Genomic DNA, 20,572 nt, shown 5'->3' on the forward strand with positions numbered 1-20,572 from the left:
GATTATTGCAACCTCCTTGCAACCCTTGCCGCCCGGTGACCAGTGGCGCAGGCTGATGCCATCCCACGCCGTCCCGGAGAGATCGTCATGCCGCCCGACCCGCTGTCAGCACCCTCCAGTGCCCCTCTCGCCGCTACCCCCACGGGCGGCGATGAGGCAGGCTCCACCGCCGCTCCGGCGGCGGTGGAGGAGGTGCTGACCCTGCGGATCTCGTTGGGCGAGGAGGTGGTCGGCGAGGTCCGCACGCGGTTCCGGTTCGACGCCGACCGCCCGTACGAGGTGCTGCTGACGTTCCACCTGGGCCGGCCGGACGAGGCCGACTGGGTGTTCTCGCGTGAACTTCTGCGCGACGGCCTGCGCTCGTTGAGCGGTCAGGGCGACGTCAAGCTGTGGCCGGCGTACTGTCCGTGCCACGGCTCGACGTTGCACCTGGCGCTGGAATCGCCACACGGCAGCGCCCTGCTGGAGGTCTCGAAGCCGAAGGTCCGGGCCTGGCTGGACCGCACGTACGCGCTGGTCTCGGAGGAGGCGGAGCGCGCCTACGGGCCGACCGACGCCCAGCTGTCCGAGCTGCTGACGGGCGGCTGAGGCCGGACGGGCCGTGGGCCCGGAGGCTGGGCGCGCGAGGGTTGCGGGCCGGCGGGCGACGGCGGGGGCAGGTGTGCGCCCGGGAGCTGCGAGCGGACCGGCTGCGTGCCGACGGGCTGCGCGGAGGCGGGCTGTACGGAAACGATCTGCACGGAGACGGGTTGTCCGGAGACCGGTTGCCCGGAGACGGGCTGCGCGTTCCGGTGGTGTGCGTGGGGCGCGCGGGGTCGGGACGGGTGTGCGGGCAGGGCTCGTGGCACGGCCGCGTCGCCGGGGCCGCGCGGGCCCGGTAACGGCGGGGGGCCGGGGAGCCGGGCCGTGCCGTCGGCCAACCCCGTCCGGAGCCGGCGTACGGCCGGTGCCGACGAGCTCGGCAGCAGGTCGTACGGGTCCTCCGGGCCGAGCACGCTGACCAGCACCGACTCGGCGAACCGGTACGGCCGGTGGGCCAGCAGGCCGCCCAGGTAGCGGCGGAGCCGGGACAGTTCGGCCCGGACCGTCACCGTCCGGGCCGGGTCGCCGAACAGGCCGTCGGCCAGCTGGGCCGCGGTGTGGCCGTCCCGCTCGGTGGCGAGCAGGAGGAGCAGTTCGGCGTGGCGCGGGCTGAGCCCGTGGGACCAGCTGCCGGCGGCGCCGTGCACCGAGAGCTCGGCGCGGTCCGGCCGGCGCAGGTCGAGCCGGAGCCGGGCGCCCTCGGCCTGCTCGGCGAGCAGCCCCTGGTCGGGCCGGCCGTCCGGACCGCCGGTCGCGGTCGGGTCGTCGTCCTGGGGGCGGACCGGGCGGACCAGCCAGCCGTCGGCCAGCGGCTCGATCACGCACTCACCCAGGCTCGGCAGCCAGTGCACGGCCGCCGAGCCCCAGCCGCCGGCGGGCAGCCGCAGCCGCGCGGGCGGGGGGAATCCGGCGGCGGCGGCGGTCCAGCCGGCGGCGTCCACGACCAGGGCCGGACCGTTGACCCGGGCCAGCAGCGGGGCCGCCAGGGTGCGCAGGTGGTGCAGTGACTCCAGCCGCCGGGCGCGGAGCTCGGTCTCGGCCAGTCTGGCGGCGGTGGCGGTCAGTTGCAGGAGGTACGGGCGGACCGTGTGGGCCGGTCCGCTCAGGTTGATCGCACCGATCAGCCGCCCGGTTCCCGGGTCGTGGACGGGCGCGGCGACGCACGTCCAGGAGTGGTGGCTGCGGAGGTAGTGCTCGGCGGAGTGGACGTGCATCGGGCGCTGCGCGCGGAGCGCGGCGGCGATGCCGTTGGTGCCGACGCTCTCCTCGACCCAGCGGGCGCCGGTGAGGAAGCCGATCCGGTCGGCGCTGCGGCGCAGGCCGCGTTCGCCCTCCTGCCAGAGGATGTGGCCGTCGGCGTCGGCGATGGCCAGGATCAGCGGCGCCTGGCCGACCGGTTCGAGCAGCGTGTCGCGCAGGACCGGGAGCACCGGGTCGAGGCCGCTGGTGCGGCGGCGGTGTTCGATTTCGGCGGGGCCGAGGTGGACGGCGGCGGCGCCGGAGTCCGGGTCGAGGCCGAGCCGGCGCAGGCGGGCCCAGGAGTCGCCGATCTCGGGACGGGGTTCGAGGCGCGACTGGTCGTCGTCGGGGGCGGCGTCCCGGGCGGCGCTGCGGGCGGCGGCCTCGGCGAGGGCGCGCTCGTGGACCTTGGCCAGCTCCGCAGCGGTCTGCGGAGTTCGACGTTCGGGTCGTCGGGTCTGCCGTCCGGTCTGCCGCACTCCGTTTGCTCCTCGCCGCCGTTCGAGGGCGCGCCGGGTTGACGCGTTGACGAAAGAGTACGGGCGCTGCCGGTTCCTGGGGATGGGGTCTGCCAAGTCGGAATACCACGGGGTATGAGAGTGAACATGCCAATGAGTTATGACCGCCGGGCGTCGGGTCCGGTGTGGCTGCGGGGGCGGGTGGTGCGTGGCCGGAGGCGGGGCGGGCGAGGCGGGCGGGCGGCCTTCCGGGGCGCGGTCCCGTGCCGGGTCGCGGTGTCGTGCCGGGTGGTGGGGCGGGGGTGCGGCGGGTCCGGCGCGGGCCGGGAACGGGGCTGCGGCGGGGCGCTGCGGGGCGGAGTGGGGCGGAGCCGCGGCGGGTGACGGACCGGTCGCGGCGGTCGTGACGGATGCGCGTCGGGCGCACGGAGGCGCGTCGGGGGCGCATGTCCGGATGCCGGTCACGGGGTCGCCGCCGGAGCGTCCGGAGGCGGCGAGCGAGGCGGGGCCGGCCGCCGACCTGCGAGGCCGCCCGAGGAGGGCCCGCCGGGCGTGCCCGGAATCAATCGGTATCCGGTGGCGACCACTGTTCTGGTAGTAGTTGTCTCCATGCTCCCGTTTGTTCTCGAAGTGTTCCGCCCCGGAAGGGCCCGCCGGTGACCGTCCTGCTGCCGACGGCGGCGGCCGTGACCGTCCCCGCCCCCGCGCCCGCGTCGTACGCGGCCGGTCCGCAGGCCGCCTACGACGGCAGCGGCGTCGACGGCGGCCTGTACACCCGGGTGGTCGGCTGGGCCGACGCCGCGCCGCACTGGCTGGACCGGCTGGTCGCGCTCTGGTCCGCGCTCGGCCTGGCGCTCTTCGCGCTGCTCATGCTCGCCGCGTGGTGGCGTGCGCGGGGGGCCGGGTCCGCGGTGATAGCGCGGGTACTCGCCTCGCCGCTGATCGTGGTCGTCGCGTACGCGGTGAACTCGGTGTTCAAGGGAGTGGTGGAGGAGGTCCGGCCCTGCGCCCAGCTCGGGGTGCGCGACACCCTGGAGACCTGCCCCGGACCCGGCGACTGGTCGTTCCCGAGCAACCACACGGTGGTCGCGTTCGCCGCCGCCGCCGCGCTCTGGTTCGCCGACCGGCGGATCGGGTGGATCGCCGGGGTCGCCGCCGTCCTGATGGGTGCCTCCCGGGTGTGGGTGGGCGTGCACTACCCGCACGACGTGCTGGCCGGTGCGGTGGTCGGCGTACTGGTGGCGCTTCCGCTCGCGTCGGTGGCGGGCCGGGCCGCGCCGCTGGTCGACCGCGTGCGGAGCGGTCCGCTGCGCCCGCTCCTCGGCGCCGGGCTGCCCGCGCCGGCCGGTGGCCGACCGCCGGCGACGATGCGGCGGGGCTGAGCGGGACGGGTGCCGTCCGACCCTTGTGTGACCGGGGTGGCGGGGAGAGCATGTGAGCCGGGCGTGGGGCCCCTGTGGACGCGGCACCCGCCCGGCTCAGTCGTGCCCGGGCGCCACGGGCGCCGGGCGTGCCAGTGGAGGGAAGTGCTGCCCATGCCGTACGGACTCGACATCACCCAGGGGGACTGGCCGGCCGAGGAGCTCGGCAAGGGGGTCGAGGGGCTGCTGGCCGAGGCGATGGTGCTCACGCTCGCGACCGCCGGCCACGAGCACGGCCCGCACGCCAACCTCGCCTTCTTCGCGTACGACGAGGACCTCGTCCTCTACTTCGTCAGCGAGCGTGCCACCCGGCACAGCCACCACCTCGCCGAGGAGGCCCGGGCGGCGGCGACCGTCTTCCTGCCGCCGCCGGTCTTCGGCGAGCAACTGCGCGGCCTCCAGCTGACCGGCAGCGCGGGGGAGGCGTGGGGGCGGCAGGCCGAGTCGGCGCTGGCCGCCTACCAGGGTCGGTACCCCGCCTTCGCGCAGGACGCGGAGATCCGGCGGCAGTTCCTCACCGGGGGCGGTGCGGCGGCGCTGTACCGGTTCCAGGTGGAGGAGCTGACGGCGGTGGACGAGCCGAAGTTCGGCCGGCGGAACTACCTGCGGGCGACGGTGCGACGGTAGCGGGGTTCCCGGCACGGGTTCCCGGCACCGGGCACCCGGGCGAGCTGCCGGGGCGGGGCCGGGCGGGGTTCGGGGCGGGTGCCCCGGGCCTCGCGCCCCGGCCTCGGGCCCGAGCCGCGGCCCTCGCCCCAGGTTGGCTGTACAACTTTTCGGTCGGTTCATCTGCGGGCCGCCGCTCGGACGCCCCTCGGTCACCTGGCGGCACCACCCTGGCCGCATGAGAGTCATCGTCGTAGGAGCAGGCGTGCTCGGCACCATGCACGCCTGGCACGCCGTGGAACGCGGCCACGAGGTCGTCCACCTGGAGCGGGAGGCCGAGGCGCGTGGCGCCTCGGTGCGCAACTTCGGCCTGGTCTGGGTCAGTGGCCGGGCCCAGGGCGAGGAGCTGGACACCGCGCTGCGTGCCCGCGAGCTCTGGGAGCGGATCGGCGGCCAGGTGCCCGACCTCGGCTTCCGGGCCAACGGCTCGCTCACCGCGATCCGCACCGAGGCCGAACTCGCCGTCGCCGAGCAGGCGTTGACCCTGCCGGACGCCGCGGCGCGCGGCTACCGGCTGCTCGACGCGGAACAGGCCCGGGCCGCCAACCCGGCCCTGCGCGGCAAGCTGCTCGGCGCCCTGCAGTGCGACCGGGACGCCGCCGTCGAGCCGCGCACCGCCCAGCCCGCGCTGCGCGCCGCCCTGCTGGCCACCGGCCGGTACACCTTCCTGCCCGGGCGCGAGGTCCGCGACGTCATCGGCGAGAACGCCGTCCGCGACGACCACGGCGACACCCACACCGGCGACCTCGTCGTGCTCTGCACCGGCGCCTGGCTGGGCGGCCTGGTCCGCGAGCTCGCCCCCGAACTGCCCGTCCGCAAGGTGCGGTTGCAGATGATGCAGACCGACCCGCTGGGTGAACCGCTCACCACCTCCGTCGCCGACGGCGACTCCTTCCGCTACTACCCCGCCTTCGCCGGCGGTGCGCTGGAGCACCTCAAGGCCGTTCAGCCGCAGCCGCCGGTCGCCGCCGAGCACAAGATGCAGCTGCTGATGGTGCAGCGCCGGGACGGCGGTCTGACCATCGGGGACACCCACGAGTACGACCAGCCGTTCGGCTTCGACGTGGTCGAGGACCCGTACGACCACCTGGTCGGCGTGGCCGAGGAACTGCTCGGCCGCCCGCTGCCCCGGGTCCGGCGCCGCTGGGCCGGGGTGTACGCGCAGTGCGTCGACACCACCCGGGTCGTTCACCGCGAGCGCGTCCGCGACGGCGTCTGGCTGGTCACCGGCCCGGGCGGCCGGGGCATGACCTGCTCGCCCGCCATCGCCGAAACCACCGCCGAACTCGCCAACCTGTAAGAGGAACTGAAATGTCGTACGACATCCGCCTGGTCGTCCTGGACATGGCCGGCACCACCGTGGCCGACGACGGCCTCGTCGAGCGGGCCTTCCAGGCCGCCGCCGGCACCCTCGGCGTCGAGGCCGGCAGCCCCGAGCACGCCCGCATGCTGGAGCACGTCCGCGCCACCATGGGCGAGTCCAAGATCTCCGTCTTCCGGCACCTGTTCGGCGAGGAGGAGAAGGCCCAGCGGGCGAACACCGCCTTCGAGGCCGCCTACCACGACCTGGTCGACGCCGGTCACTGCGCGGCACTGCCCGGCGCGGCCGAGGCGATCGCCGAACTCCGCGGCCAGGGGCGGACGGTGGTCCTCACCACCGGCTTCTCCCGGGCCACCCAGGACCGCATCCTCACCGCGCTCGGCTGGCAGTCGATCGCCGACCTCACGCTCTGCCCCGCCGAGGCGGGCCGAGGCCGCCCGTACCCCGACCTCGCGCTCACCGCGCTGCTGCGCACCGGGACCGAGTCCGTGCGGCAGATCGCGGTGGCCGGCGACACCGGCTACGACATGCTGACCGGCGCGCGCGCCGGGGCGTCCGTGGTGGCCGGGGTGCTCACCGGCGCCCACGGCGAGGAGCGGCTGCGGGCCGACGGGGCGACGCACGTGCTGACGTCCGTCGTCGAACTGCCGGGGCTGCTCGGTCCGGTGGGCTGATCCCGTGCCGGGCGGGCGCGGCCGTGGGCGCGCCCGCCCGGTCGGCCGCCCGGCACCCCGCTCCGGTGTGGGCCGAGCGCGGTGCCGGGCGGTCCGTCGACGGCCGCGAGGGGGGGCGGCCGGTCGGCCGTACGCGTGTGGGCCGGGGCCGGGGGGACCGGGTCCGTGGGGCTGCACCGGTCGGGCGCCGGTCGGGGGCCGCTGTCCGGGCCGGCCGCCGCGCGACGGCTATCCGGCGGCGAGCAGGGCGGGGAGTTCCCGCATGTCGTCGAAGACGACGGTCCCGGGGCCCGCCAGCCGCTCGGCGGCGGTGAGACCCCCGGCGTAGCCGAAGGCGCGCATGCCGGCGGCGCGGGCGGCCCGGACGCCGGGCTCGCTGTCCTCGACGACGGCGCAGGCGGACGGCGGCACGCCCATCCGCTGCGCCGCGTACAGGAAGAGGTCGGGGGCCGGCTTGCCGCGGGCGACCTCGGTGGCGCTGAAGATCCGGCCGGCGAAGCGGTGGTGGAGCCCGGTGCGGCCGAGGGTGTGCGCCATCTTCTCGTGCGAACCGCTGGAGGCGACGCAGGTCGGCAGGGTGATCGCGTCCAGCGCCTCCGGCAGGCCGTCGACGGCGGTGAGTCCGGCGTCCACCTCCTCGGCGTGCCGCCGGACGAACGCCTCCCACCACGCTCCGGCGGTCTCCTCACCGAGCCGGGCGGCGATCTGTTCGTGGATCGACGCCTGGGAGCGGCCGATGAAGCGCTCCACCACGTCGGCCTCGGTGAGCGGCCAGCCGAGTTCGGCGCCGAGCGCGACCTGGATGCGGGCGGCGATCCGCTCGCTGTCCACGAGGACCCCGTCGCAGTCGAAGATGACGAGCCGTATCGGGTCCGGTGAGGGTGCCGACGGGAGTGCCGGTGAGGGCGCCGGTGAAGTGATCATGACCGGACAGCATAGGGGGACGCCCGACCGCCGACGGGCCGCGCCAGGGCCGTCCGTCGGCGGGAGGGGGCCGGCGGGAGGATACCGGCGGAAACATGGGTCCCGATATCCGTCATGGCGCCGCAACAATTCTCCCCGGGTATTGCCAGCGACTCCCCGCAACTCCTACAGTCGCTCGCATGGCAGCTGGCGATTTCCTGGCTGCTCGTCGGCATGTCGATTTCGGACGGCTGGCGAGCGCCCTCTGTACAGCCCACTCGGCGTGAGTCGGGCGGCGGTTCCCCGAAGGACGGACGGGAACCGGCCGACCCGCGTCGCGATTCCTCGGGGTGGCTCGCACTCGCACCGTTCGTGCAGGTAGACGAGGCGCCCCGGTTCCTTTCAGGCGGACTGCCGGCGACTCGCCGTGCCCGAGGACGCCGTCCTGGGTGCGGGTGCGGACGACTCGCGGGCCGGAGTTCCGCTTCCCGGCACCGATTTCCGGCAATGCCGAACCGGGATTTCCCGTGAGCGGCCTGCCGGGATCACCGAAAAGCACGGAGGGAATTCGAATGAGCGATTCCACGGGAGATTCGACCGGCAATTCGACCGGCGGTCCGGTCGGGGAGGGCCGGGCGCAGGCCGTCGGCCGGCGGGGGTTCCTCACGGGCGCCGCCGCCGTGGCGGCCACCGCGGCGGCCCCCGCCGCACTCCAGCTCGCCGCCGCCCGGCCCGCGGCCGCCGCCGGCGCCGCCGCCCGGCCGAACATCCTGCTGATCGTCACCGACGACCAGCCCAAGCACACCGAATGGGCGATCCAGAAGACCGTGGACTGGATCGCCGGCCAGGGCGTCCGGTTCAGCCACGGCCACGTGAGCACACCGCTCTGCGCGCCGTCGCGCTCGTCGGTGTTCTCCGGCCGCTACGCCCACAACCACGGCGTGCGCAACAACGGTGCGTCGCACAGTCTCGACCAGAACACCACCGTGCAGCGCCACCTCCGGCAGGCCGGCTACCGCACCGGTCTCTTCGGCAAGTACCTCAACTCCTGGGCGCTGGCCGACAACCCGCCGCACTTCGAGGAGTGGGCGCTGCTCCAGCCCGCCTTCAACAACGCCAACTGGAACATCGACGGCACCGTCCAGACGCTCACCGGGTACACCACCAACATCATCAAGAACCGCACGCTGGCCTTCCTGGACAAGGCCGCCACCGACACCCGCCCCTGGTTCGCCTACGTCACCCCCTACGCCTCGCACGAACCGAACGTCCCGGCCGCCAAGTACGCCGACACGGTGGTGCCGCCGTGGAACGGCCGCCCCTCCGTGCCCGAGGCCGACCGCAGCGACAAGCCCGGCTACATCAAGAACGCCACCTCCACGCTCGCCGACGCCCAGGCGCTGCGGACCCGGCAGCTGCGCAGCCTGCTCTCGGTCGACGACGCCGTCCAGGCGATCCACGACAAGCTGGTGGCGCTCGGCCAGCTGGACAACACCCTGGTCATCTACGTCGGTGACAACGGGTACACCTGGGCCGACCACGGCTGGCTCAAGAAGTCCGTGCCCTACTCCCCGGCCCACGAGGTGCCGTTCTACCTGTCCTGGCCGGCCGGTGGGCTCGGCGCGGGCACGGTCGACAACCGGATCGTCGCCAACATCGACATCGCCCCGACCATCCTCGACGCCGCCGGCATCACGCCCGGCACCCCGCAGGACGGCCACTCGCTGCTCGGCACCTACAGCAGGGACCACCTGCTGGTCGAGTGGTGGAAGCAGGGCACGGCGGCGGGCGGCCCGCCCACCTGGTCCTCGTACGTCGCGAAGGACCGGCAGTACACCGAGTACTACGCGCTGCACACCGACGCCAACGGCACGGTGTCCGGCACCGGAGAGGTGAAGTTCCGCGAGTACTACGATCTGGCGGCCGATCCGTACCAGCTGACCAACCTGCTGTACCAGGCGACGCCGCAGGAGGAGCAGGCGCTCGGTGTCCCGGCGCTGGCGGCGCAGCTGGCCGCCGACCGGGTCGCCTGACCGGGCCGCCCGACCGCTCGACCACCGGTGGTCGGCGCCCCGCACCCGGTTCGCCCGGTGCGGGGCGCCGGCCCCGCACCGACCACCCGGAACGAGGAACCCCGTGCCGACCACCAAGCCCTGCTGCACCCCCGGACGCGGCGCGGACACCGGCGGGACCACCGCCACCGTGCTGCCGCTCGCCGACCCGCGGGCACTGCGTGTCGCGCGGCAGCTGACCGGCCTGCCCGGCGGGCGGTTCCTGATGGGGACGGACGACCGGGAGGGCTACCCGGCCGACGGCGAGGGGCCCGTCCGGCCGGTCGAGCTGAGCCCGTTCCGGATCGCGCCGACCACGGTGACCAACGCCGCGTTCGCGACCTTCGTGAAGGCGACCGGCCACCGCACCGAGGCGGAGACCTTCGGCTTCTCCTACGTCTTCGAGGGCTTCCTGCCCGGGGAGCTCGCCGCCGCCTCGCCCGCGGTGGCCGCCGTGCCGTGGTGGCGGGCGGTCGCCGGGGCGACCTGGAGGTCGCCGGAGGGGCCGGGCTCCTCCGTCACGACGCGGCAGAACCACCCCGTCGTCCACGTCTCGTGGAACGACGCGCAGGCGTACTGCGCCTGGTCCGGCACCCGGCTGCCGACCGAGGCCGAGTGGGAGTACGCCGCCCGGGGCGGGCTGGAGCAGCGGCGCTACCCGTGGGGCGACGAGCTGATGCCGGGGGGACGGCACCTGTGCAACATCTGGCAGGGCGTCTTCCCGACGCTGAACACGGCGGCGGACGGTCACCGGGGTACCGCCCCGGTGACCGCGTTCCGGCCGAACGGCTTCGGGCTGTACAACACCGTCGGCAACGTCTGGGAGTGGTGCGCCGACTGGTTCAGCCCCGGCTTCCACCGCACGGGGCCGGGCCACGACCCGGCCGGGCCGCCGGACGGCTCGGCGCGGGTGATGCGCGGGGGCTCCCACATGTGCCACGAGTCGTACTGCAACCGCTACCGGGTGGCGGCGCGCAGCTCGAACACGCCGGACAGTTCGGCCGGCAACATCGGATTCCGGGTGGCGGCCGACGCCGTGCCGGCCGGCTGAGCGGCCGGTTGTCCGGGCCGGTTGTCCCGGGAGACTTCCCGGGGTGACTCTCGGGGACGGCACACGGTGGCTGCCCGGCGGGGCGGGCCGCCCGTGCGCCGCCGGGCGGTGGTGATTCACCTGCACACGGCGCTTCCCCGGAAAGGTCGACCGCGTCGTGCCGGCTTCCCCACGGCCTCCCCGCGGCCTCTCTTCAGGCTGCTCCAGGCGGGTTCCCGGCGGCAGGACGAGTCCGCTGCCGATCGGGCAGCGCCTGCCCGCCCGCGATCGTCCGCTCCGTCACTCTGCCTCCGGTGCCGTGTCCGAGGCCAGGGACCGGCTGCGGAAGGCGCCGGGGGGAACACCGTGGGCCTCGCGGAACGCCCGGCCGAACGCCGACGCGTGGCTGAAGCCCCGCCGCGCGGCGATGACGTGCACCGGCACCCCCCGGTGCGCGGGGTCGGCCAGGTCCTGCCGCGCTCGCGCGAGCCGCTGCTGTTGCAGGAAGCTCGCGACCGTGGCTCCGTTCCCCTCCCGCTGGAACAGGCGGTGGAGATAGCTGACGGATATGTGGTGCGCGGCGGCGATCGCGCGGATGTCCAGCTGCGGGTCGTCGGCGTTGTTCCGCACGAAGGCCATGATGCGGAGCGCCAGGGTGCGTTGGCGGGTCTCCGGGGTCAGCGACCGGTCGGCATCGAGGACACCGGCGAAGAGCGCGGCCACGAGGTCGGTCAGCACCGTGCTCAGACGCGGGGCGTCGGCCGGCTGGTAGGAGTGGCTCTCCCTCGTCACCTGGTCGAGGAACGTGGCCAGCAGGGCTCCCATTCCGCCTCGGGCCGAGATGTTCCTTCCGACGATCCGTCGGGCGGTGCCCGCAGGCAGCGGAAGGAGGGCCTTGGGCACCTCGACCCCGATGATCTTGAACGGCTCCTGGAGTGCGCTGACGAACGGGAGCGACGTGTCGGTGGTGTGGTACTCGAACTCCTTGCGGGCGACGCTGTCCCTGCCCTGGGTGACCACTCCCGACCCGCGCTTGACCAGCGAGATGTGGAGGGCGTCGGGGTCCGACCTCCCGATCAGCTTCCGTGTGCGACGGAAGGTGAGGGGTTGGCATTCCAGGGGATAGACGGTGATCTCGCCGAGTGCGATGGTCCGCTGGTTCACCCAGAAGTCGGCAGCGTGGTCGCTCCACATGTCCATGGGTGCGTGCGTCTCCGACATGAGCGCCCGCCAGCATTCGAACCGGTCGGCGGGCGGCAGGTCGGCACTGCGGAACGTCCTCTCGGGCAGCATGATCACGGGTCTACACCGGCCGGGGCGGACCGCGCAAGGAAATCCCCGGGCTCCGGGCCGCTCCGCCGGCGACCGCTCCGGTGTCCGGTGCCGGGTTCGGCCGGCCGAGTCGACTGTCCGTCAAGATCCGGTGCACTCAACGCCGATGACCGGTGCGCCGGGTCTTGGAAGAGTGAGCGGTGGATCGAGCGGCCCGGCGGGCGACGCCGACGCACCCGGGGGCACGCCTCCGGGGCCGGATCCCACGGGCGCTCCCCGGCAACATCGGTCGACAGATGAGGAAGCACCATGAGGAAGAGAATCGTCCGGACAGTCGTGGCGACGTCGGCGATGGCCGTCTTCGGACTCTTCGCGGCGTCCCCGGCGAGCGCGGCGTCCGCGTCGTGTTCGAGCGGGGGCGGGGTCTGCACCAGTAGCAGCATCCCGGCGAACGGCAACCACCAGGTGTGCTTCGGGGGGCAGCACACCGCGCTGTCCTACTGGGGTCGTGCCGAGCTGTGGGACGCCGACACCGGCGTGATGGTCGGCTCCATCGCGACCAACCCGTTCCGGTGGCAGCAGGCGTGCACCGGCGGCCTGTACGGGGCCCACTACTACCTGCGTGGCACCGGCAACCAGTTCTACGGCGAGGTCTGGAACTGACCCCTGACCCCTGACCTCCGACGCCCGCCGGCCGGCGGGCCGGCGGGCGGCCGAGGGCAGCGGAACGGAGCAGGAAGTCGGGGCGGCCGACTTCCTGCTCCGTGGGCGGTCGTGCGTCAGTGGCTGCCCTTCAGGTTGAGCACCACCACGCCGACGACGACCAGGGCGAGCCCCAGCCACTGCAACCGCCCCAGCGACTCGCCGAAGGCCACCACGCCGATGCCGGCGACCGCCGCCGTCCCCGCTCCCGACCAGACCGCGTACGCGACCGACACCGGGATGTGCTTCAGCGCCCTGCCGAGCAGGTAGAACGAGAGGACGTAGCCGATCGCCACCCCCACGCTCGGCCAGAGCCGGCTGAAGCCCTCGGTGAGCTTCAGGCAGCTGGTGGCGCAGATCTCGCTGAGGATCGCCAGGGCCAGGAGTACGTAGGGCACGGGAGGTCAGACCCCGAACGCGGCGGTGAGCTTCCCCAGCAACGCGACGTCGGCGTGCTCCAGGCTGTCGAGCAGCGTCACCCGCGAACCGCCCGGGATCCGGGTGTCGCCGGACGGGACGGCGAGCACCGCGCAGCCGGCCGCGGTGGCGGAGGCGACGCCGGTCGGGGTGTCCTCGACGGCGACGCACGCGGCCGGGTCGAGGCCGAGGCGTGCGGCGGCGGCGAGGTAGGGGTCGGGCGCGGGCTTGGTGCGCGGGGTGTCCTCGGCGGCCAGCGTGACGGCGAACCAGTCGCGGCCGATGGTGCCGAGCACCATGTCGACGACGCGGCGCGGCGAGGCCGACACCAGTGCGGTGGGCACGCGGGCGTCGCGCAGTTCGGCGAGCAGGGCGAGCGCGCCCGGCCGGGGGACGGTCTCGGCGGCGACCTTGCCGGCGAACGAGTCGCCGAGCCGGTCGGCGAGTTCGGCCTCGCTCAGCGACGTCCCGCTGACCCGGTGGAGGTGGGCGGCGGTGTGCTCGACGGCCTGGCCGAGCACCTCGGGGACGTCGGAGTCGGTGAGCGAGTGGTGGAGTTCGTCGGCGAGTTCGGCGGCGGCCTGCCACCAGAGGTGCTCGGTGTCGACCAGCGTGCCGTCCATGTCGAAGAGGACGGCGGCGGGCGTCACGGTCACGGCGGGTGCGGCCGGCGACACCGGTGCGGCGGGGACAGCAGGAACAGCAGGAACGGCGGATTCAGCGGATGCAGGCATGGCGGTACCTTCGGTGGTTCATCAGGAGGAGGGCGGACGGGTCAGACCGTACGGCGGTCGACCAGCACCGGGCGCTCCGGCAGGGTCAGCGCGGCGCGCGAGCCGACGGGCAGTGCGGTGGCGGTCTCGGTCGGCAGGTCGGCCTTGACCTCGGTGCCGTCGCCGAGCCGGACGGTGAGCCGGGTGACGGCGCCCAGGAAGGACGCGGAGACCACCTGGGCCGGGCCGTCCGCCGCCGGGGCCAGCGCGACGTTCTCCGGCCGCACGAGCACGTCCAGCGAGCCGTCCGCGGGCAGCTCGCCGTCCACGGCGTGCCGGCGGCCGAGGACCTCGACGCCGTCGCCGGCCCGGACGCACGGGATGCGGCTCATGGTGCCGACGAACTCGGCGACGAAGGCGGTGGCCGGGCGGGCGTAGAGCTCGGCGGGCGCGGCGCACTGCTCCAGCCGGCCGGCGCGCAGCACCGCGACCCGGTCGGCCATCGAGAGCGCCTCCTCCTGGTCGTGGGTGACGAACAGCGTGGTGATCCCCAGCTCCTGCTGGAGGCGCCGGATCTCCTCGCGCAGGGACAGCCGCACCTTGGCGTCGAGTGCGGAGAGCGGCTCGTCGAGCAGCAGGACGCGGGGCTGGAGGGCGAGCGCGCGGGCGAGCGCGATGCGCTGCTGCTGGCCGCCGGACAGCTGGTGCGGGTAGCGGTCGGCGTGCTGGGGCAGGCCGACGAGCTCCAGCAGCTCCTTGGCCCGGTTGAGGCGTTCGGCCTTGCCTGCGCCGCGCATCCGCAGGCCGAAGGCGACGTTGTCGGCTGCGGTCAGGTGCGGGAAGAGGCTGTACGACTGGAACACCATGCCGGCGTCGCGCTTGTGGGCGGGGATCGCGGTGATGTCCTCGCCGTCGACCAGCACCTGGCCGGAGTCGTGCTGCTCGAAGCCGGCGAGGATGCGCAGCGCGGTGGTCTTGCCGCAGCCGGACGGGCCGAGCAGGGCGAGGAGTTCGCCGGGCTGCACGGTCAGGTCGAGGCCGTCGAGCGCGGTGGTGGCGCCGAAGGTGCGGCGCAGCGAGCGGAATTCGACGGTCGCGCCGCCCGATCGGGTGGCGGTCTTCTCAACGGCGAGGGAGGTCACGGGAGTTCTCCGGAGGTGCGGGGGAGGCCGGCGTGCGGTCAGGGAGGTCAGGACGTGGTCTTGGCGTGGCGCTCGCGGCCGAGGGTGGCCAGCAGGAGCAGGAGCAGCCAGGTGATCAGCAGGCTCAGGATGGAGACCGCGACCGACATGTGGGCCTGGCTGTTGCCGACCGTGTAGATCCAGACCGGGAAGGGCTGGTAGCCGAGGATCGAGGCGGCGGTGAACTCGCCGAGCACCAGGGCCAGGGTGAGGAAGGAGGCGTTCAGCAGCGCCCCGCGCAGGTTGGGCAGGACGACGGTGAACACCGCACGCGGCCAGCTCGCGCCGCAGTTGCGGGCGGCCTCGACCAGGGTGCGGACGTCCACGGCGCGCAGGCCGGCGTCCAGCGCGCGGTAGGCGAGCGGCAGGCCCATCAGCACGTAGGCGATGACCAGGACCAGCGGGAAGTCCGGGTCCTGGACGAACACGAAGGTCTGGAAGAACGGCGTGTCCATCAGGTAGTCCGGGCCCCAGCGCAGCACGCCGATCAGGCCGGCGGTGAGGGCGACGGGCGGGACGACCAGCGGCAGGGTGCAGAGCACGTCGATCACCGGGCGCAGCTTCGGCGCGCCGAGCCGGACCGCGATCAGGGCGGGGACCAGCAGGAGCAGCAGCACCAGGACGGTGACGACGGCGAGCCCGAGGGTGAGCCAGAGGCTGTCGAGGAAGCCGGGCGCGGAGAGCAGCCCGGTGTACGCCTCGAAGGAGTAGCCCTGGGGCTCGTCGATCGAGAAGTAGCCGGCGGCGGCGAGCGGGACGACGAAGTAGATCCCGGCGATTCCCAGGACGGCGCCGCGCCACCAGCGCACCTTGGTGCGGCCGGTACGGGTGGGGGTCAGCTGAGCCATCGGGCGCTCCGGCGCTGGAGGGGGAGGTACACGGCCATCACGAGGACGGCCACGACGATCATGTTGAGGCTGAGGGCGAGGGCGAGGTTGCCCTGGCCGACCAGCACGTTGCCGGAGAGCGCGTCGGCGATCGAGCGGCTGACCAGCGGGACGGTCGCGCCGACCATCGCGGCGGCGGTGGCGTACGCGGCGAAGGCGCTGCCGAACAGCAGGACGAAGCCGCCGAGCAGGGAGGGCAGCAGGATCGGCAGGGCGACGTGCCGCCAGTACTGGACGGTGGTGGCCCGGTTGTTCTGGGCCGCCTCGCGCCACTGCACCCGCAGGCCGTCCAGGGCCGGCGTGATGGTGAGCACCATCAGCGGGATGAGGAAGTACAGGTACACGATGGTGAGTCCGGTGAACGAGTAGAGCGTCCAGCCGTGGTCGGTGAGGTGGAGCAGCTGGGTGACCTCGCCGGCGTTGCCGAGGGTGGCGACGAACGCGAACGCGAGCGGCAGGCCGCCGAAGTTGGCGAGGACGCCGGAGGCGGTCAGCACGGCCTGGCGCAGCCAGGTGTGCCGGGAGGTGACCACGGCCTGGGCGATCGGCAGGCCGATCAGGGTGGCGAGCAGGGCGGTCAGCGCGGAGAGCTTGAGGCTGCTCAGCATGGCCGTCCAGTAGGCGCCCTGGACGGAGGCGGTGATGTTGTCGAACGTGAACTGGCCGCCGCCGCCCTCAGCGTCGGTGGAGGTGGTGAACGCGCCGATCACGATGGCGACGGCCGGCAGGCCGAAGCCGACGAGGAAGAAGAGCAGGAGCGGGACGGTGGCGAGCCAGGAGGCGCCGCCGAGCCGGGCGAGCGGTCGCCGCCGGGGGGCGGGGACGGTGGTCGTGGGGGTGGACGTCGTGGCGGTTCCGGACGCCCCCGCGCCGCCACCGAGGTCGGTGGCGGCGGGGGTGGTCGGCACCGGGGTGGGAGCCGTGGTCATGAGTGCCTTTTCGCGGTGGAGTCGGCCCGAAGTGCGGTGCGGGGCGGGAGTGTCAGCCCGCGATCGCCTTGGTCCAGTTCTCGGTCACGACCTTCTTGGCGGCCGTGATCTGGTCCTGGGTCGGGAAGGTGGTGAAGGGCTTCTCGACGGTCGGCAGCTTGGCGGCGGCCGTGGCGTCGAGGGTGCCCTCCTTCTTCAGGGCGTCGAAGGTGGACGGGGTGGCGTAGCCGCCGAGGAAGAGGTTCTGGCCCTCGGCGCTGAACAGGTACTCCTGCCACAGGCGCGCGGCGGCGGGGTGCGGGGCCCACTTGTTGATGCCCTGGTTGTAGAACTGGGCGTAGCTGCCGTCGGAGGGGATGGAGACCTTCCAGTCGACGCCCTTGTCCTTGAACTGGTCGCTGTAACCGGCGTTCAGGTAGGACCAGTCGATCGAGATCGGGGTCTCGCCCTTCTCGATGGTGGCGGGGGTCGACTCGACCGGGTTGAAGTTGCCGGACTGCTTGAGCTTGCCGAAGAAGTCGATGCCGGGCTGGATGTTGTCCAGCGAGCCGCCGTTGGCGAGCGCGGCCGCGTAGACGCCGCCGAACGCCGAGCCGGACTTGGTCGGGTTGCCGTTGAGGGCGACCTGGCCCTTGTACTCGGGCTTGAGCAGGTCGGCGAAGGTCTTCGGGCAGCTGGCGATCTTCTTGGCGTCGCAGCCGATCGAGATGTAGCCGCCGTAGTCGTTGACGGCGGCGCCGGCCGCGTCCTTCTGGGAGGCCGGGACCTTGTCGAAGGTCGCGACCTTGTAGGGGGCGAGCAGGCCGTCCTTGACCGCCTGGAGCGCGAACGCGCTGCCGAGGTCGACGACGTCGGGGGCGCGGTCCTGGCCCTTGCGGGAGGTGATCGCGTTGATCTCGTCCTGGCTGGAGCCGTCCGGGTTCTCCTCCTCGACCTCCAGGCCGTACTTGGCCTTGAAGCCGTCGATGATCTTGCCGTAGTTCGCCCAGTCCCGGGGCAGCGTGATGACGTGCAGCTTGCCCTCCTTCTTGGCGGCGGCGATCAGGCCGTCGATGCCGCCGAGGTCGGCCGCGGAGGTGGCCTCCTTGGCGTCCTTGGTGCCGGCCTTGGCGGCGTCGCCGGCCTTGGCGGTCGAACCGGCGGAGCCGCAGGCGGTGAGGGAGAGCGCGGCGGCGGTCAGTACGGCCGCGAAAGCGGCGGCGCGGGCACGGTGCACGGTCACGGGTCAGTCTCCTGATCAGGGCGTACTGCGAGGGGTGCGTTTCGCGGGGATTCGTCGGGCGAGTGGGGTGGCCGGGGCGGCCGGGCCGGGGTGAGCGGCCGATTGTTCGGCGCCCGAGTTGACTAGCCAACTTCGCTGACGGGGGTAAGTACGCCGGAGCCCGATGACGGGAAGGTGAACGGATGGCCCAGTCCCGGGGTCGGCTGCGGGAACGGTCGAATCAGGTCGCCGGCGGATGATCGCCGGAGTGCGATGCTTCGGTGGCGCAGCGGGATAAGGTCGGGCTGTCCGCGCCGGTACGGCTGTGCAGGACACCGCCCCTGGAGGGACATTGACTGACGTGGCAGTGGAGTCGGGCCGTCCGGCCGCCGAGGACCGCGCCACCGGCGCGCTCTACCGCAAGGTCGCCGCCGACCTGCGCGAGGCGATCACCACCGGCGCGTTCGGCGAGGCCGGCCGGCTTCCCGCCGAGGGCGCGCTCGCCGAGCAGTACGGCGTCTCGCGCGGCACCGTCCGCCAGGCGCTCGCCGTGCTCCGCTCGGACGGGCTGGTCACCTCGCGGCGGGGCACCCGCCGGGTGGTGCTGGGAACGGCCCGCGTGCAGAGCTTCTCCGAACTGCTCAGCTTCACGCACTGGGCGTACTCGATGGGGGAGGAGCCCGGCGGCATACTCGACTCGCTGGTCCGCCGCCCGGCCGACGCCGCCGAACGCGAGCAGCTCCGCCTGGAGCAGGGCGCGGACGTCTACGTGACGGTCCGGCTGCGCACCCTCTCCGGCAAGCCGGTGATGGTGGAGCGGACGGTCTACCCGCCCCGGGTCGGCGAGATCGTCGCCGAACTGCCGCCGGACGTCGTCTCGCACACCGAAGTCCTGCGCGAGCACGGCATCCTGTTCACCGACGCCGACCACACCATCGACATCGTCGTGGCCAACGCGGACGACGCCCGGTTGCTCGGCTGCCGCCGCGGCGGCCCGCTGCTGCGCGAGCGGCGGCGGACCACCGACCCGACCGGCACCCCCGTGGAGTGGTCCCAGGACCGCTACCTGCCCGGCACGGTGGCGTTCAGCGTGCACAACTCGCTGGCCGCGTCGGCGCTCTCCCGGCACGCCCGGGAAGTGGACTGAACCCTCGGCGGGGGGATGCGCACGGCGTTCGCGGCTCGGGGGCCGGAGCGCGCGGCGGGGTGGTGGGCCGGTCGGCCCACCACCCCGTTCCCGTCCGCCCTCCGGAGGTTCAGCGCATCAACGCGGCCAGCAGCGGGCGGAAGTGCGCGAAGCCCGGGGTGTCCGCGTCGGCCTCCTTGGCCTGCTCGTCCCAGCGGCGGACCGCCACCGCGTCCTCGGCGCCCGGGCGCGCGGCGAAGGCCGCGGCCTGCTCCTCGGACATCGGGCCGCCCTGCACCCGGAGCGTGTACTCGGAGGCCTCGGACAGCCGCGCCCGGTAGCCCGGCTCGACCGCGCACAGGTAGCGCTTGGCGGCCACGTGCAGGCGGACCGGGTCGGTGACCTCCGGGCCGAACCAGCGGGCCAGCCAGTCCGCACCCGTGTCGCTGTGCCGGTTGTCCTGACCCTCCATCAGGTCCCGTCCGTGCAGAGCCCCCTGGAAGTGGCCGACGTCGTGCAGCAGCGCCGCCGCGACCAGGTGCGGGGCCGCCCCGGCCGCCTCCGCCAGCGCGCCGGCCTGGAGCATGTGCTCGGCCATGGTCACCGCCTCGCCCAGGTACTCGCCGGCGCCCTCGCCCGCGAACAGCTCGGCGATCGCGTCCAGCGCGGCTGCCCGGCGGTCCAGTACGGCGAGGGTGCTGGCCAGCGAGTCCAGGTCGGCGTAGCAGCCCTGGAGGTGGCGGTGGCCGTCCTTCTCGAAGGCCGTCCTGGCGTGCATCAGGCGGACGTTGTCGAAGATCAGGCAGTCGCCCCGGTCCAGCCGGAACTCCAGCTGCAGCTCGGGGCGGAGGGTGATCGCGGCGAACCGGCGGTAGGCGTCGTAGAACGCGTCCAGCTCCCGGGCGGTCCCGCGCAGCGTGCCGATCGAGCGGTTGTTGAACCGCACCTCGCGGATCCGGCCGAGCGGATCCACCCCGATCAGCGGTCGGTCGGCCCGCAGTTCGGTGTCCCGGTCGCGGAAGACGAACGGGACGGGCGTGCGGGTCAGCACCGCGAAGGCCTCCGGAGCCTCCTCGCGCAGGACCGCGGCGGCCTTGAACCCGTCCACCAGGCCGGAGTCCCCGCCGGTCGCCGAGTTCTCCAGGCAGTGCAGCAGCTGGAGGGTGGGGACCGGGTCGCGGTACGGGTTGTCGGTGTGCGGGGTGATCGCCGCGCTGGTGAAGGCCAGGTTGTTCGGGTCCGGCTCGACCCGGACGTCGAACAGCTCGCCGTAGTTGGTGACCCGCACGTACCCGAAGGTCCCGGCGACGGCGAGCACCTGCCGTTCCACCGCAGGCACCCCGCGCAGCACGGCGAAGCCGGACCGGCGTACGGCGGCCAGGACGGCGGCGCGCTCCGCCGGGTCGGCCAGGTAGGCCGTCCACTCCGCCTCCGGGAGGCCGTCCGCGAAGTCCGCCGCCGTCCAGAGGCGCTTGTCGGCCTCCGTCCGCCCGTCGCCGTCGACGGTGCCGCCGGCCCCGCCGCCGGGCGCCGCCCCGGCCAGCCACTCCAGCGGGTAGCGGGACCGGTGCCCGTCCGACCAGAGCACCTCCAGGTGCCCGCCCTGCCCGTCCTGCCCGTTCTGCCCGTCCTGCTCGGTCTGTGTGCCCTGTTCGGTCTGCGCGGCGATCGCGAGGTCGTCCGGCAGGTCGGTGATCTGGAACAGCTTCTGCCCGTTCCGCGGGTCGCGGCATTCGGCGCAGGGGCAGTTGTCGCGCAGCCAGTACGGCGGAAGCTCGGGCATGGGGTTCCTCCTGGTC

The 20,572-nt window shown here is 73.8% G+C and carries 19 protein-coding genes; 9 read left to right on the forward strand and 10 right to left on the reverse strand.

Going from position 1 to position 20,572, the window contains the following annotated elements; translation table 11 throughout:
• The first annotated feature begins 87 nt into the window (after positions 1 to 87).
• Positions 88 to 588, forward strand: coding sequence for an SsgA family sporulation/cell division regulator (locus ABZY91_RS05265; protein ID WP_329876308.1), 501 nt, complete (start codon positions 88 to 90; stop codon positions 586 to 588).
• Here ABZY91_RS05265 and ABZY91_RS05270 read toward each other — a convergent pair.
• Positions 540 to 2,300: a GAF domain-containing protein gene (locus tag ABZY91_RS05270; protein ID WP_355399847.1), complete on the reverse strand. Its 1,761-nt coding sequence runs from the start codon at positions 2,298 to 2,300 to the stop codon at positions 540 to 542. The two genes, ABZY91_RS05265 and ABZY91_RS05270, sit on opposite strands and share 49 nt — an antisense overlap.
• Before the next feature lie 665 nt (positions 2,301 to 2,965).
• Between ABZY91_RS05270 and ABZY91_RS05275 the strand changes: the two genes are divergently transcribed.
• The 4 genes from ABZY91_RS05275 (at position 2,966) to ABZY91_RS05290 (ending at position 6,361) form a co-directional block, all read left to right on the forward strand.
• The gene (locus ABZY91_RS05275) at positions 2,966 to 3,661 is read left to right on the forward strand and encodes a phosphatase PAP2 family protein (RefSeq protein ID WP_355399938.1); all 696 of its coding nucleotides are present in this window, start codon (positions 2,966 to 2,968) and stop codon (positions 3,659 to 3,661) included.
• A gap of 153 nt (positions 3,662 to 3,814) precedes the next feature.
• Positions 3,815 to 4,327 (forward strand): pyridoxamine 5'-phosphate oxidase family protein, encoded by a 513-nt coding sequence (locus ABZY91_RS05280; RefSeq protein ID WP_329876304.1) that lies wholly within the window; start codon positions 3,815 to 3,817, stop codon positions 4,325 to 4,327.
• 217 nt (positions 4,328 to 4,544) lie between these two features.
• Positions 4,545 to 5,666 carry a TIGR03364 family FAD-dependent oxidoreductase gene (locus ABZY91_RS05285; RefSeq protein WP_329876302.1) on the forward strand — a complete coding sequence of 374 codons (1,122 nt, stop codon included), beginning with the start codon at positions 4,545 to 4,547 and terminating at the stop codon, positions 5,664 to 5,666.
• A gap of 11 nt (positions 5,667 to 5,677) precedes the next feature.
• A complete protein-coding gene (locus ABZY91_RS05290; protein ID WP_329876300.1) occupies positions 5,678 to 6,361 on the forward strand; it encodes a phosphonatase-like hydrolase in 684 nt (227 codons plus the stop codon).
• Positions 6,362 to 6,589: 228 nt separating this feature from the next.
• Here the strand turns inward: ABZY91_RS05290 and ABZY91_RS05295 are convergent, their stop codons facing one another.
• Positions 6,590 to 7,285, reverse strand: coding sequence for an HAD family hydrolase (locus ABZY91_RS05295; protein ID WP_355399850.1), 696 nt, complete (start codon positions 7,283 to 7,285; stop codon positions 6,590 to 6,592).
• 551 nt (positions 7,286 to 7,836) lie between these two features.
• On the opposite strand from ABZY91_RS05295, the gene ABZY91_RS05300 reads away from it, so the two are divergent.
• Together ABZY91_RS05300 and ABZY91_RS05305 are read left to right on the forward strand one after the other, a co-directional pair.
• Positions 7,837 to 9,297 carry a sulfatase gene (locus tag ABZY91_RS05300; RefSeq protein WP_355399852.1) on the forward strand — a complete coding sequence of 487 codons (1,461 nt, stop codon included), beginning with the start codon at positions 7,837 to 7,839 and terminating at the stop codon, positions 9,295 to 9,297.
• Positions 9,298 to 9,469: 172 nt separating this feature from the next.
• On the forward strand, positions 9,470 to 10,366 hold the full coding sequence (locus ABZY91_RS05305; protein ID WP_355399940.1) for a formylglycine-generating enzyme family protein: 897 nt from the start codon (positions 9,470 to 9,472) through the stop codon (positions 10,364 to 10,366).
• A 279-nt stretch (positions 10,367 to 10,645) separates the two neighbouring features.
• Here the strand turns inward: ABZY91_RS05305 and ABZY91_RS05310 are convergent, their stop codons facing one another.
• Entirely contained in the window at positions 10,646 to 11,638 is a 993-nt protein-coding gene (locus ABZY91_RS05310; RefSeq protein WP_355399853.1) for an AraC family transcriptional regulator, read from the reverse strand.
• Between the two features lie 288 nt (positions 11,639 to 11,926).
• Here ABZY91_RS05310 and ABZY91_RS05315 point away from each other — a divergent pair, with 288 nt between their 5' ends.
• Positions 11,927 to 12,280: a hypothetical protein gene (locus ABZY91_RS05315; protein ID WP_329876283.1), complete on the forward strand. Its 354-nt coding sequence runs from the start codon at positions 11,927 to 11,929 to the stop codon at positions 12,278 to 12,280.
• 116 nt (positions 12,281 to 12,396) lie between these two features.
• Here ABZY91_RS05315 and ABZY91_RS05320 read toward each other — a convergent pair whose 3' ends face one another.
• Genes ABZY91_RS05320 through ABZY91_RS05345 form a run of 6 tightly spaced genes read right to left on the reverse strand, consistent with a single transcriptional unit; the run spans position 12,397 to position 17,668 of the window.
• On the reverse strand, positions 12,397 to 12,717 hold the full coding sequence (locus ABZY91_RS05320) for a multidrug efflux SMR transporter (RefSeq protein WP_355399855.1): 321 nt from the start codon (positions 12,715 to 12,717) through the stop codon (positions 12,397 to 12,399).
• 6 nt (positions 12,718 to 12,723) lie between these two features.
• Entirely contained in the window at positions 12,724 to 13,470 is a 747-nt protein-coding gene (locus ABZY91_RS05325; protein WP_355399857.1) for an HAD family phosphatase, read from the reverse strand.
• 41 nt (positions 13,471 to 13,511) lie between these two features.
• A complete protein-coding gene (locus ABZY91_RS05330) occupies positions 13,512 to 14,591 on the reverse strand; it encodes an ABC transporter ATP-binding protein (protein ID WP_355399859.1) in 1,080 nt (359 codons plus the stop codon).
• 47 nt (positions 14,592 to 14,638) lie between these two features.
• Entirely contained in the window at positions 14,639 to 15,478 is an 840-nt protein-coding gene (locus tag ABZY91_RS05335) for an ABC transporter permease subunit (protein ID WP_329948660.1), read from the reverse strand.
• The gene (locus ABZY91_RS05340) at positions 15,466 to 16,446 is read right to left on the reverse strand and encodes an ABC transporter permease subunit (RefSeq protein WP_355399861.1); all 981 of its coding nucleotides are present in this window, start codon (positions 16,444 to 16,446) and stop codon (positions 15,466 to 15,468) included. Before ABZY91_RS05340 ends, ABZY91_RS05335 begins: the two co-directional genes overlap by 13 nt.
• 52 nt (positions 16,447 to 16,498) lie before the next feature.
• A complete protein-coding gene (locus tag ABZY91_RS05345) occupies positions 16,499 to 17,668 on the reverse strand; it encodes an ABC transporter substrate-binding protein (RefSeq protein ID WP_355399863.1) in 1,170 nt (389 codons plus the stop codon).
• A 340-nt stretch (positions 17,669 to 18,008) separates the two neighbouring features.
• On the opposite strand from ABZY91_RS05345, the gene ABZY91_RS05350 reads away from it, so the two are divergent.
• Positions 18,009 to 18,794 carry a GntR family transcriptional regulator gene (locus ABZY91_RS05350; RefSeq protein ID WP_329876269.1) on the forward strand — a complete coding sequence of 262 codons (786 nt, stop codon included), beginning with the start codon at positions 18,009 to 18,011 and terminating at the stop codon, positions 18,792 to 18,794.
• Positions 18,795 to 18,903: 109 nt separating this feature from the next.
• Here ABZY91_RS05350 and ABZY91_RS05355 read toward each other — a convergent pair whose 3' ends face one another.
• Positions 18,904 to 20,556 (reverse strand): phosphonate degradation HD-domain oxygenase, encoded by a 1,653-nt coding sequence (locus ABZY91_RS05355; protein WP_355399865.1) that lies wholly within the window; start codon positions 20,554 to 20,556, stop codon positions 18,904 to 18,906.
• Positions 20,557 to 20,572 lie beyond the last annotated feature (16 nt).

The sequence above is a fragment of the Kitasatospora sp. NPDC002965 genome (genome assembly GCF_040611255.1).
GTDB lineage: Bacteria > Actinomycetota > Actinomycetes > Streptomycetales > Streptomycetaceae > Kitasatospora.